Annotated in this window: 11 protein-coding genes; 6 read left to right on the forward strand and 5 right to left on the reverse strand. The window is 67.5% G+C overall.

Annotated elements, in window-relative coordinates:
• Window positions 1-38: 38 nt before the first annotated feature.
• From ABZY45_RS21200 to rpmH, 5 genes are read right to left on the reverse strand one after another with little or no spacing between them, the layout of a single operon-like run.
• Window positions 39-548: a R3H domain-containing nucleic acid-binding protein gene (locus ABZY45_RS21200; protein ID WP_356741970.1), complete on the reverse strand. Its 510-nt coding sequence runs from the start codon at window positions 546-548 to the stop codon at window positions 39-41.
• 14 nt (window positions 549-562) lie between these two features.
• Window positions 563-1,831 carry a membrane protein insertase YidC gene (gene yidC, locus ABZY45_RS21205; RefSeq protein WP_356741971.1) on the reverse strand — a complete coding sequence of 423 codons (1,269 nt, stop codon included), beginning with the start codon at window positions 1,829-1,831 and terminating at the stop codon, window positions 563-565.
• Between the two features lie 3 nt (window positions 1,832-1,834).
• Complete coding sequence (gene yidD, locus ABZY45_RS21210) at window positions 1,835-2,194, reverse strand: membrane protein insertion efficiency factor YidD (protein ID WP_356741973.1); 360 nt, start codon at window positions 2,192-2,194, stop codon at window positions 1,835-1,837.
• Window positions 2,191-2,562: a ribonuclease P protein component gene (gene rnpA / locus ABZY45_RS21215; RefSeq protein ID WP_356741975.1), complete on the reverse strand. Its 372-nt coding sequence runs from the start codon at window positions 2,560-2,562 to the stop codon at window positions 2,191-2,193. Before rnpA ends, yidD begins: the two co-directional genes overlap by 4 nt.
• Window positions 2,563-2,580: 18 nt before the next feature.
• Complete coding sequence (rpmH, locus tag ABZY45_RS21220; protein ID WP_014047156.1) at window positions 2,581-2,718, reverse strand: 50S ribosomal protein L34; 138 nt, start codon at window positions 2,716-2,718, stop codon at window positions 2,581-2,583.
• Window positions 2,719-3,099: 381 nt separating this feature from the next.
• Here rpmH and dnaA point away from each other — a divergent pair, with 381 nt between their 5' ends.
• The 6 genes from dnaA to gyrB all read left to right on the forward strand — a co-directional run bounded on the left by dnaA (window position 3,100) and on the right by gyrB (window position 12,343).
• On the forward strand, window positions 3,100-4,878 hold the full coding sequence (dnaA, locus tag ABZY45_RS21225) for a chromosomal replication initiator protein DnaA (protein WP_356741976.1): 1,779 nt from the start codon (window positions 3,100-3,102) through the stop codon (window positions 4,876-4,878).
• Window positions 4,879-5,927: 1,049 nt separating this feature from the next.
• The gene (gene dnaN / locus ABZY45_RS21230) at window positions 5,928-7,058 is read left to right on the forward strand and encodes a DNA polymerase III subunit beta (protein WP_356742083.1); all 1,131 of its coding nucleotides are present in this window, start codon (window positions 5,928-5,930) and stop codon (window positions 7,056-7,058) included.
• Window positions 7,059-7,202: 144 nt separating this feature from the next.
• A complete protein-coding gene (gnd, locus tag ABZY45_RS21235; RefSeq protein WP_145808025.1) occupies window positions 7,203-8,081 on the forward strand; it encodes a phosphogluconate dehydrogenase (NAD(+)-dependent, decarboxylating) in 879 nt (292 codons plus the stop codon).
• A gap of 68 nt (window positions 8,082-8,149) precedes the next feature.
• On the forward strand, window positions 8,150-9,280 hold the full coding sequence (recF, locus tag ABZY45_RS21240; protein ID WP_356741978.1) for a DNA replication/repair protein RecF: 1,131 nt from the start codon (window positions 8,150-8,152) through the stop codon (window positions 9,278-9,280).
• A complete protein-coding gene (locus ABZY45_RS21245) occupies window positions 9,277-9,837 on the forward strand; it encodes a DciA family protein (RefSeq protein WP_356741980.1) in 561 nt (186 codons plus the stop codon). Before recF ends, ABZY45_RS21245 begins: the two co-directional genes overlap by 4 nt.
• 436 nt (window positions 9,838-10,273) lie before the next feature.
• Window positions 10,274-12,343: a DNA topoisomerase (ATP-hydrolyzing) subunit B gene (gene gyrB / locus ABZY45_RS21250; RefSeq protein ID WP_356741981.1), complete on the forward strand. Its 2,070-nt coding sequence runs from the start codon at window positions 10,274-10,276 to the stop codon at window positions 12,341-12,343.
• Window positions 12,344-12,377 lie beyond the last annotated feature (34 nt).

A 12,377-nucleotide genomic window follows, 5' to 3' on the forward strand; every position in this document is an offset into this window, starting at 1 on the left:
GCCTGCGAACAGACGGGGCCGACAGTACAAGGATCCGGTCAGGCCGGCAGGACGACGACGAAGCGCTGCGGCTCCTCGCCCTCGGACTCGCTGCGCAGACCTGCTGCCGCTACGGCGTCGTGCACGACCTTGCGCTCGAACGGCGTCATCGGCTCCAGCTTCACCGGCTCGCCCGAGCTCTTCACCTCGTCCGCAGCCTTGGCACCCAGTGCGGCGAGGACCTCGCGCTTCTTGGCCCGGAAGCCGGCGATGTCCAGCATCAGGCGGCTTCGGTCCCCGGTCTCGCGGTGCACGGCCAGGCGCGTCAGCTCCTGGAGCGCCTCCAGCACCTCGCCGTCGCGGCCCACGAGCTTCTGCAGGTCACGCGCCGATTCGCTGATGATCGAGACCGCAGCCCGGTCCGCCTCCACATCCATGTCGATGTCGCCGTCGAGGTCGGCGATGTCGAGCAGGCCTTCGAGGTAGTCGGCCGCGATCTCCCCCTCCTGCTCGAGGCGGGTCAGGGTGTCGCTGCCCTCAGCGGCCGTGGTGATGGTGCCTTCCGTCACGGATGGACTCCTTCTTACTTCTTGGACGGGTGCTTGGGCCGCTGCGGGCCCTTGCGCGGTCCGGACTTGGCTTGGCGTGAGGAGCCGGACGCGGTGGGCTTGCCCGCCGTGGTCGGCTTGTCGTCCTGCGATGCGTCCTGCTTCTGCAGCGAGGTCTTGGACTCCGAGCCGGTGGAGTCGGAGTCCTTCGCCGCGCCGGGGTGCGTGGCGGCAGTCTGACGCTTCGCCTTGGTCTGACGCTTGGGCTGCTGCCGCTTGTGCGCGGCCCCACCCTCGGCCTCGACGACGGCTGCTTCGCTCTTCGCCACCGTCCCGTCCTCCTGGGCGGCGAGGCCCAGCTTGCCCAGACCGGTGATGAACTTGCGCTCGATGTCGTTGCGGTCCGGACCCTTGGCCACGATCCGCTTCACGGTGTTACGCCGCGTCCTGCCCCGCACCTGACCGTGAGAGGTCACGCTCTTCAGCACACGGCCCAGGTACTGGTCCTGCGCCTTGCTGCCCGGAGTCGGGTTCTGGTTGATCACGTACATCTGCTGACCCATGGTCCAGACGTTGGTGGTCAGCCAGTACACGAGGACACCGACAGGGAAGTTGATACCCATGACGGCGAAGATCACGGGGAAGATGTACATCAGCATCTTCTGCTGCTGCATGTACGGCGTCTTCACCGTCAGGTCGACGTTCTTCGTCATCAGCTGGCGCTGCGTGAAGAACTGCGAGGCCGACATCATCACGATCATGATCGCCGTGACCACGCGGACATCGGTCAGCGAGGCGCCGAGCGCCGCGACCTTCTCTTCGCTGTCCATGAACTTGGCGGCCAGCGGGGCGCCGAAGATGTGCGCCTGGCGGGCGCTGTCGAGCAGCGGCTGGTCGATCACGCCGATGGTCTTGCCCGAAGCGATGGACGACAGCACGTGATACAGGGCGAAGAAGAACGGGGACTGCGCCAGAATCGGAAGGCACGAGGAGAGCGGGTTGGTACCCGTCTCCTTGTACAGCTTCATCATCTCTTCGGACTGACGCTGCTTGTCGTTCTTGTAGCGCTCCTGGATCGCCTTCATCTTCGGCTGGAGCACCTGCATGTTCCTGGTCGACTTGATCTGCTTCACGAAAAGCGGGATCAGGCAGATCCGGATCAGGACCACCAGGGACACGATGGACAGGCCCCAGGCCCAGCCCGTGTCATCGCCGAAGAGGGCTCCGTACAGCTTGTGGAACTGGACAATGACCCACGAGACAGGTGTGGTGATAAAGCTGAACAGACTGGCAATCGTGTCCACTAATCAGGCTCCTTGAGCATTGGGCGAAGTCTCTGTGGCCGGGCTCAGGGGTTCGGAGACCGACCCCCCGGAAGGCACATCGGCGGCGGAGTCTCCGCCCTTGCCGCCACGCACACAGTTGCGCAGCAGTTCGTGCCAACGCGGACGTTTGCGTGGCGGTACGTGATCCACGCCGCCGGGTGACCACGGATTGCACCGCAGGATGCGCCAAGCGGTCAGCGCAGTTCCCTTGATCGCACCGTGCCGGTCGATCGCCGTATATCCATAGTGGGAACACGACGGGTAGTAACGGCAGACAGGCCCGAGGAGCGGGCTGATCGTCCACTGATACAGCTTGATAAGGGCCAGCAGCGGGTACTTCATCGCGCGCCCCCTCCCAGCAGCCGCTGAAGTGCGGCATCCAGGTCTCGGGCCAGCTGTGCATGGTCGGCGTCACCCGATCCGGGCAACGCTCGTACGACAACAAGGCTACCGGGGGGCAGCTGAGCCAGCCGTTCGCGCACCAGGTGGCGAAGGCGGCGCTTCACCGCGGTCCGGACGACCGCTCCACCCACTGCTTTGCTGACAACGAAACCCGCACGCGGCGGGGGAGCACTCTCCCCTGTCACGTGCGGGTCCGTAACACCGCTGCGTAGATGCACGACGAGTAGCGGGCGTCCGGCCCGACGTCCCCGACGTACAGCGGCTGCGAAGTCCTCGCGCCGCCTCAGCCGATTCTCGGAAGGCAGCACGTCATGACCTGGCCGCGATCAGGCGGACAGGTTGGCGCGACCCTTGCCACGGCGGTTCGCGAGAATCGCGCGGCCGGCACGGGTACGCATACGCAGCCGGAAGCCGTGGGTCTTGGCGCGACGACGATTGTTCGGCTGGAAGGTGCGCTTGCTCACTCGGGGGCTCCAGAAATGATTCGTGTGTTGGCGGGACATCGCCTGGCTGTCACCGTGCGCCCACGAGGAACTCGCGTAAACGCCTTAGTGCACCGCTTCACAATCACAGATCGTGATCTTTGCCCATCGGAGGCAGGCGGCAGCAGCCATCGACAACTCGACCTGGTCACGGTACGCGCGGCTACGCCATCCGGTCAAACCGGCTCCTCAGGGGGCCGTGCTGTACACAGCCTGTGGACAACAACTTGAACCACGCGGGTCGGCCTGACTACCGTGGCTGAACTCCGGTTCTTTTCCTTCCTGACTGCCGGGCCTCACCCGACCCGACCCATCCCGTCCCGAGAAGCACACATTCGTGGGACATGCGAGAGAGCGTGCCTTGTGGCTGACGTACCTGCCGATCTTGCCGCAGTGTGGCCACGAGTGCTGGAACAACTCCTCGGGGAGGGCCAGCAGGGCATCGAGCCGAAGGACAAGCAGTGGATCGAACGCTGCCAGCCTCTGGCTCTCGTGGCGGACACAGCGCTGCTGGCCGTACCCAACGAGTGGGGCAAGCGTGTCCTGGAGGGCCGGCTCGCTCCGCTCATCAGCGAGACGCTGACCCGCGAGTGCGGGCGCCCGATCCGGATCGCGATCACCGTCGACGACTCCGCGAACGAGCCTCCCGCTCCTCCCGCACCCCCCATGCATTCGTCGCACCAGGGCCAGCAGTCCCACCGCTACCAGGGGCCACAGCGCGACGACTCTCCGCACATCGACGGCTACGACGCCTACGGCCCGAGGTCTTCCGACGACGGCATGCCGACGGCCCGGCCCGCCTACCCGGACTACCAGCAGCACCGCCCCGAGCCCGGAGCCTGGCCCCGGGTCCAGGAGGACCTGTCCTGGCAGCCGCGGCACGGCGGGTACCAGGACCGCGACCCCTACGCGAGTCCGCGTCAGCAGCAGCCGCAGCACGACTACCGGCCGCAGCAGCCCGAGCACCAGGGCTACGAACAGCAGCGTGACGGCCGCGACCGTCATGATCTCCAGGACCAGCAGCCGCAGCACCGCCAGCCCGGACCCGGGCGAACCGGCGCCGGCCCCATGGGCACCCAGTCCGCGCCTCCGCCCGGCACGAACGAGCCGCACGCGCGGCTGAACCCGAAGTACCTCTTCGACACCTTCGTCATCGGCGCGTCCAACCGCTTCGCGCACGCGGCGGCGGTCGCCGTGGCCGAGGCCCCCGCGAAGGCGTACAACCCCCTCTTCATCTACGGGGAGTCGGGGCTCGGCAAGACCCACCTGCTGCACGCCATCGGGCACTACGCGCGGAGTCTCTACCCGGGCACCCGCGTGCGGTACGTGAGCTCGGAGGAGTTCACCAACGAGTTCATCAACTCGATTCGCGACGGCAAGGGCGACACCTTCCGCAAGCGTTACCGCGACGTGGACATCCTTCTCGTCGACGACATCCAGTTCCTGGCGAGCAAGGAGTCGACGCAGGAGGAGTTCTTCCACACCTTCAACACGCTGCACAACGCGAACAAGCAGATCGTGCTGTCCTCGGACCGTCCTCCCAAGCAGTTGGTGACGCTCGAGGACCGGCTGCGCAACCGCTTCGAGTGGGGCCTCACCACAGATGTCCAGCCGCCCGAGCTGGAGACGCGTATCGCGATCCTCCGCAAGAAGGCGGTGCAGGAGCAGCTCAACGCCCCGCCGGAGGTACTCGAGTTCATCGCCTCCCGCATCTCGCGCAACATCCGCGAGCTGGAGGGCGCGCTCATCCGCGTGACCGCATTCGCGAGCCTCAACCGGCAGCCCGTCGATCTCGGTCTGACCGAGATCGTGCTCAAGGACCTGATCCCGGGCGGCGAGGACTCCGCTCCTGAGATCACCGCGCCGGCCATCATGGCGGCGACTGCGGACTACTTCGGTCTGACGGTCGAGGACCTCTGTGGATCGTCGCGCAGCCGTGTCCTGGTGACGGCACGCCAGATCGCGATGTACCTGTGCCGCGAACTGACGGATCTCTCCCTACCCAAGATCGGCGCCCAGTTCGGAGGGCGGGACCACACCACGGTGATGCACGCCGACCGGAAGATCCGCGCGCTGATGGCGGAGCGCCGCTCCATCTACAACCAGGTCACCGAGCTCACCAACCGCATCAAGAACGGCTGACCGGCCGGACCGCGCCCCGGGGCGCCTCGCAAGGACCGTACGACGTCCTCGCGAGGCGCCCTTCGCCGTCCCCGGTACGGGGCTGAAGCTCGCACCAGCCCTGGCGCTGTGCCCAGAGGCGCGGCTCAGGAGCCTGGCGTGGAGGCCCTGGCGCCAGGCTCGGCAAGCTCCGGGAGCGGACCCAGGAATGACCGGCCCCGTGCCGGGGAACAGCTCCGGATACAGCGTGGCGCACCCGATCCGCTCCCGGTGGACCGCCCCTGGCACGGCCTCGCCGACAGGGAGTGTTCGAATACGGGCGCGGATACGGCCCTTCTCCACAGATGAAGCGGAAATCTGGCGTCCACAGCCTGGGGACTGTGAAGTTGTTCAGATTGCGTCCACAGAGCCCGCTGTCGATACTCCATCAGACCAGGTCACACGCCTGGGGATTTGTGGTCAACGGTGATCCACAGCCTGTGGACAGAAATTTCGTCCACAGGGCCTCTTCGATGTTGTCCACCGGCAGCCCACAGGCAGCGGCTCGTTGTCCCCAGCTTCTCCACACCCCTGTCCACTGTTCGGCAACGCGACACCGCCTTTCACTGCCGAGAGTGAAAGGCGTCACACCAGGGGCCTCGGTTGAGCTGTGGGGAACGTGGGTAAAGCTGGGGACAGCCCTGGGGAGAAGTCACCCAGCCCTGTGCATCGGGTGTGCAGAACTTTCGCGTGTCCACAGAAGCGCCTGGTTGTCCACCGGTGCCACCCACAGGTCCGGTGGACAAAAAACCGGTTCTGACCTGCGCAGATGACGTTATCCACGGTTTCCACAGGGCCTACTACTACTACCACTCAGAGTTAGCCAGGAATCAGCTTCGAAGTGGGACCTGTGCACAACTCGAGCGGCGAGCTCGGCGAACCTCTTGGCGCGACTTGACCCCGAGCAGCAACGAGTGTCGGTGCCGTACGTCAGACTGGACCCCGGCGGCCTCCCCAGCCCTTCGGCAGGGAGCCCCGGTCAGACGACGAAGGCCAGCAGGGCGAGCGAGCAACAGCAGGAGGCGGTTCCGGTGAAGATCCGGGTGGAGCGCGATGTACTCGCGGAGGCGGTGGCCTGGGTGGCCCGCAGCCTCCCGGCCCGTCCGCCGGCGCCCGTTCTCGCGGGCCTTCTGCTGAAGGCTGAGGACGGCGCCCTCAGCTTCTCGAGCTTCGACTACGAGGTCTCGGCCAAGGTCTCCGTGGACGCCGAGGTCGAGGAGGACGGCACGGTGCTCGTCTCCGGCCGGCTCCTCGCCGACATCTGCCGCGCTCTCCCCAACCGTCCGGTGGAGATTTCCACAGACGGTGTACGAGCCACGGTGGTCTGCGGTTCCTCGCGGTTCACACTCCACACCCTTCCTGTGGAGGAGTACCCGGCACTGCCGCAGATGCCGACCGCCACGGGCACCGTTCCCGGTGAGGTCTTCGCCTCCGCGGCGGCCCAGGTCGCGATCGCCGCCGGACGCGACGACACTCTGCCCGTCCTGACCGGCGTGCGGATCGAGATCGAGGGCGACACCGTCACCCTCGCGTCCACCGACCGCTACCGCTTCGCGGTCCGCGAGTTCCTGTGGAAGCCGGAGAACCCCGACGCCTCCGCCGTGGCCCTGGTGCCCGCCAAGACGCTCCTGGACACCGCCAAGGCACTCACGAGCGGTGACACGGTGACCCTGGCGCTCTCCGGGTCCGGCGCCGGCGAGGGGCTCATCGGCTTCGAGGGCGCGGGCCGCCGTACGACCACGCGGCTCCTCGAGGGCGACCTGCCGAAGTACCGCACCCTGTTCCCCACCGAGTTCAACTCGGTCGCCGTCATCGAGACCGCCCCGTTCGTCGAGGCCGTCAAGCGCGTCGCCCTCGTCGCCGAGCGCAACACGCCGGTGCGTCTCAGCTTCGAGCAGGGTGTGCTGATCCTGGAGGCCGGTTCCAGCGACGACGCACAGGCTGTGGAGCGGGTCGACGCCGTGCTCGAAGGCGATGACATCTCGATCGCCTTCAACCCGACCTTCCTGCTGGACGGCCTGAGCGCGATCGACTCCCCGGTCGCCCAGCTCTCCTTCACGACGTCGACGAAGCCGGCCCTGCTCAGCGGCCGTCCCGCCGTCGACGCCGAGGCGAACGACGCGTACAAGTACCTGATCATGCCGGTCCGCCTCTCGGGCTGATCCGGCCGTCGTCCCTGTCATGGCAGCTTCCGGTGGACAGGCTCAGCGCCGAGCGAGCCCGCCGGGCTGCACCCCGCCGTGCGTGCCGACCGGGCGTAGGCTCGGTCCCAGGTACGAATCGGCACAACGCTAAAGGAATCTCTGATGGAGCTCGGTCTCGTCGGTCTCGGCAAGATGGGCGGCAACATGCGCGAGCGCATCCGCCGCGCGGGGCACACGGTCATCGGTTACGACCGCAACCCGGACGTCGCCGATGTCCACAGCCTCGAAGAGCTTGTGGGCAAGCTCAAGGGCCCGCGCGTCGTGTGGGTGATGGTCCCGGCGGGCGCCGCGACGCAGTCCACCATCGACGAGCTGGCCGAGCTGCTCTCCCCGGGCGACGTGGTCGTCGACGGCGGTAACTCCCGCTGGACCGACGACGAGAAGCACGCCGTCGAGCTGGGCATCAAGGGCATCGGCTTCGTCGACTGCGGCGTCTCCGGCGGCGTCTGGGGCCTGGAGAACGGCTACGCCCTGATGTACGGCGGCGAGACCGCGAACGTCGAGAAGGTCCAGCCGATCTTCGACGCCCTGAAGCCGGAAGGTGACTTCGGTTCGGTCCACGCGGGCAAGGTCGGCGCCGGCCACTTCGCCAAGATGGTCCACAACGGCATCGAGTACGCCATGATGCAGGCGTACGCCGAGGGCTGGGAACTCCTGGAGAAGGTCGACTCCGTCACGGACGTGCGTGAGGTCTTCCGCTCCTGGCAGGAGGGCACGGTCATCCGTTCCTGGCTGCTCGACCTGGCGGTCAACGCGCTGGACGACGACGAGCACCTCGACCAGCTCCGTGGCTTCGCCGCGGACTCGGGTGAGGGCCGGTGGACGGTCGAGGCCGCCATCGACAACGCCGTGCCGCTGCCCGCGATCACCGCGTCCCTGTTCGCCCGCTTCGCCTCGCGGCAGGACGACTCGCCGCAGATGAAGATGATCGCCGCGCTGCGCAACCAGTTCGGCGGCCACGCGGTCGAGAACAAGAAGTAGGCCGGACGCCGAAAGGCGTCGGGCACAGCAGCACACAGCAGAGCACGCAGTCGGAAGGGTCGGCGACCATGCACGTCACGCATCTTTCGCTGGCCGACTTCCGCTCGTACGCCCGGGTCGAGGTTCCTCTCGACCCGGGCGTCACCGCGTTCGTGGGCGCCAACGGACAGGGCAAGACCAATCTGGTCGAGGCCGTCGGCTATCTCGCGACGCTCGGCAGCCACCGGGTGTCGTCGGATGCCCCACTGGTGCGGATGGGCGCCGAGCGCGCCGTGGTGCGCGCCGCGGTCACCCAGGGCGAGCGGTCCCAGCTGATCGAGCTCGAACTCAACCCCGGCCGGGCCAATCGCGCACGTATCAACAGGTCGTCGCAGGTCAGACCGCGTGATGTCCTGGGGATCGTCAGGACGGTGCTCTTCGCCCCCGAGGACCTTGCCCTGGTGAAGGGCGACCCCGGTGAGCGCCGTCGCTTCCTGGACGAGCTGATCACGGCCCGGTCCCCGCGCATGGCGGGCGTCCGCTCCGACTACGAACGGGTGCTCAAGCAGCGCAACACCCTGCTGAAGTCCGCGGCCATGGCCCGCAGACACGGCGGCCGGTCGATGGATCTGTCCACCCTGGACGTGTGGGACCAGCATCTGGGACGTGTCGGCGCCGAGCTGCTGGCGCAGCGGCTGGACCTGATCGCGACCCTGCAGCCGCTCGCGGACAAGGCGTACGCCGACGTCGCTCCCGGCGGGGGTCCCGTGACCCTGGAGTACCGCAGTTCCGTCGGGGCCGATGTCGAGCCCGCGCGCACCCGCGAGGAGCTGTACGAACAGGTGATGGCGGCGCTGGTCCAGGCCCGCAAGCAGGAGATCGAGCGGGGCGTGACGCTGGTGGGTCCCCACCGGGACGACCTGGTGCTCGGCCTGCGCGGCATGCCCGCCAAGGGGTACGCGAGCCATGGGGAGTCCTGGTCGTACGCCCTGGCGCTGCGGCTGGCCTCCTATGACCTGCTGCGCACCGAGGGGAACGAGCCGGTGCTGGTGCTCGACGACGTGTTCGCGGAGCTCGACGCACGCCGCCGTGAGCGGCTGGCGGAACTGGTGGCCCCGGGCGAACAGGTCCTGGTGACGGCGGCTGTGGACGACGACGTCCCGGGAGTACTGGCGGGAGCACGCTACGCGGTGTCCGCCGGGGTGGTGGAGCGGCTGTGAGCGGCTCCGGCGAACAGGGCGAGGCCACACCGGGTCCGGCGAAGCAGCCGGAGGTGTCGGGCGTCGACCTGGCGCGCGTGGCGCTGCGGGCGGCGAAGGAGCAGGCCCGGGCGCGGGGCGCCGCGGCACAGCAGAAGAAGCAGGCCAGACGCGGTGGCGGGCTCCGTTCGGGAGCACGCTCCGACGGCCGTGATCCGCTGCCGCTGGGATCGGCGATCAACCGCCTGATCACCGAGCGCGGGTGGGAGACGCCTGCCGCGGTGGGTGGCGTGATGGGGCGGTGGCCCCAGATCGTCGGTGAGGATCTGGCCAATCACTGCGTGCCCGTGCGGTACGACGAGGATCCGGCCGAGCGGGTTCTGACGGTGCAGTGCGACTCGACGGCGTGGGCGACGCAGCTGCGGCTGCTGGCACCGCAGCTCGTCGCGAGGCTGAACACGGATCTCGGGCACGGGACGGTGCGGATGATCAAGGTGCTCGGCCCCGGGGGCCCGCAGCGCAATTTCGGCCCTCTTCGCGCTCCTGGGAGCAAGGGTCCCGGGGACACCTACGGCTGAGCAGGCCTTTTGGCCCTCCGCGGCCGTCGGGATGCGGTCCGAGCTCCGGCCTCTCCGGTCCGGGCCCCAGTACGTGTCCGGGGCATCCCGGCGGCCGGCCTGTCTGCTTGTGTCCGGGTTTGCCGACGACTCGGTGATTCCGTTCTGTATGACTATGTCTGCTTCTGCTCCGTACGGGGAGCGCGAGGTGTCCCTCACCGTAGCGGGAGGTTGACAGCCCGAAGCGCACAAAGCCCTCGTGAGCCTCCCCGGGCCCCTTCCTGAATATGGGGAGTCGTCAGCGCCTCATTCAGGGCGGCACATGCGTACTCAGGCACCGGCAAACCCCCATTCATGTCGGCGCTACCGGTAGACTGGTGGACAATCCCGCTTCCTCGCGGGAGTCGTCGATACAAGCCGAACGACGCAGCCGCTCCCGCCTGCCGGAGAACGGCCTGTGCTGTGCCAGAAAGGGCGCTTCGTGGCCGATTCCGGCAACCCCAACGAGAACATTCCGTCCACAGCCGGTGAGTCCGGCGAGGTCACCGCGTCGTACGACGCGAGCGCGATCACCGTGCTCGAAGGCCTGGACGCGGTCCGCAAGCGACCCGGTATGTACATCGGGTCCACCGGTGAGCGCGGTCTCCACCACCTCGTGCAAGAGGTTGTCGACAACTCGGTCGACGAGGCCATGGCCGGGCACGCGGACACCATCGACGTCACGATCCTCGCCGACGGCGGGGTGCGCGTGATCGACAACGGTCGCGGTATCCCCGTCGGCATCGTGCCGTCCGAAGGCAAGCCGGCCGTCGAGGTCGTCCTCACAGTCCTGCACGCCGGCGGCAAGTTCGGCGGCGGCGGTTACGCCGTCTCCGGCGGTCTGCACGGCGTCGGCGTCTCCGTCGTCAACGCCCTGTCCACCCGGGTCTCCGTCGAGGTCAAGACGGACGGCTACCGCTGGACCCAGGACTACAAGCTCGGTGTCCCGACCGCCCCGCTGGCCAAGCACGAGGCCACCGAGGAGACGGGGACGAGCGTCACCTTCTGGGCCGACGGAGACGTCTTCGAGACCACCGACTACTCCTTCGAGACGCTCTCGCGCCGCTTCCAGGAGATGGCGTTCCTCAACAAGGGGCTCACCCTCAAGCTCACCGACGAGCGCGAGTCGGCCAAGGCCACGGCGGGCGCCGACAGCGCCGAGGCGGTCGAGGTCTCCGAGGAGGAGCCGAACCGGACGGTCACGTACCACTACGAGAACGGCATCGTCGACTTCGTCAAGTACCTGAACTCCCGCAAGGGCGACCTCATTCACCAGTCGGTGATCGACATCGAGGCCGAGGACAAGGACCGACTCCTCTCGGCCGAGATCGCCATGCAGTGGAACACGCAGTACACCGAGGGTGTCTACTCCTTCGCCAACGCGATCCACACGCACGAGGGCGGCACGCACGAGGAGGGCTTCCGCGCGGCGCTGACCTCGCTGGTCAACCGCTACGCGCGCGACAAGAAGCTGCTGCGCGAGAAGGACGACAACCTCACCGGTGAGGACGTCCGCGAGGGCCTGACGGCGATCATCTCGGTGAAGCTGGGCGAGCCCCAGTTCGAGGGCCAGACGAAGACGAAGCTGGGAAACACCGAGGCGAAGACCTTTGTCCAGAAGGTCGTCCACGAGCAGCTGACGGACTGGTTCGACCGGAACCCCAACGAGGCCGCCGACATCATCCGCAAGGGCATCGCGGCCTCCACCGCCCGTGTCGCGGCCCGCAAGGCCCGGGACCTCACCCGGCGCAAGGGGCTGCTGGAGAGCGCCTCGCTGCCCGGCAAGCTGAGCGACTGCCAGTCCAACGACCCGACGAAGTGCGAGATCTTCATCGTCGAGGGTGACTCCGCCGGTGGTTCGGCGAAGTCCGGCCGTAACCCGATGTACCAGGCCATCCTGCCCATCCGCGGCAAGATCCTGAACGTCGAGAAGGCCCGTATCGACAAGATCCTGCAGAACACCGAGGTGCAGGCGCTGATCTCGGCCTTCGGTACCGGGGTCCACGAGGACTTCGACATCGAGAAGCTCCGCTATCACAAGATCATCCTCATGGCGGACGCCGACGTCGACGGCCAGCACATCAACACCCTGCTGCTGACGTTCCTGTTCCGCTTCATGCGGCCGCTGGTGGAGTCCGGGCACGTGTATCTCTCGCGCCCCCCGCTCTACAAGATCAAGTGGGGCCGCGACGACTTCGAGTACGCCTACTCGGACCGTGAGCGCGACGCCCTGGTGGAGCTCGGCAAGCAGAACGGCAAGCGGATCAGGGAAGACTCGATCCAGCGCTTCAAGGGTCTCGGTGAGATGAACGCCGAGGAGCTGCGCGTCACCACGATGGACGTCGACCACCGTGTGCTGGGCCAGGTCACGCTGGACGACGCGGCGCAGGCCGACGACCTGTTCTCGGTGCTGATGGGCGAGGACGTCGAGGCGCGGCGCTCGTTCATCCAGCGCAACGCCAAGGACGTCCGCTTCCTCGACATCTGAGTCGGCCGTACAAGCAAGCCGCAGTGCGAAAGGA

The organism is Streptomyces sp. NPDC006516, from assembly GCF_040611875.1.
Taxonomy (GTDB): domain Bacteria; phylum Actinomycetota; class Actinomycetes; order Streptomycetales; family Streptomycetaceae; genus Streptomyces.

Bases quoted from the DNA above. Each gene is read 5' to 3' on its own strand.
- yidD (WP_356741973.1), bottom strand. From the start codon at position 2,194: ATGAAGTACCCGCTGCTGGCCCTTATCAAGCTGTATCAGTGGACGATC.
- gnd (WP_145808025.1), top strand. From the start codon at position 7,203: ATGGAGCTCGGTCTCGTCGGTCTCGGCAAGATGGGCGGCAACATGCGC.
- recF (WP_356741978.1), top strand. From the start codon at position 8,150: ATGCACGTCACGCATCTTTCGCTGGCCGACTTCCGCTCGTACGCCCGG.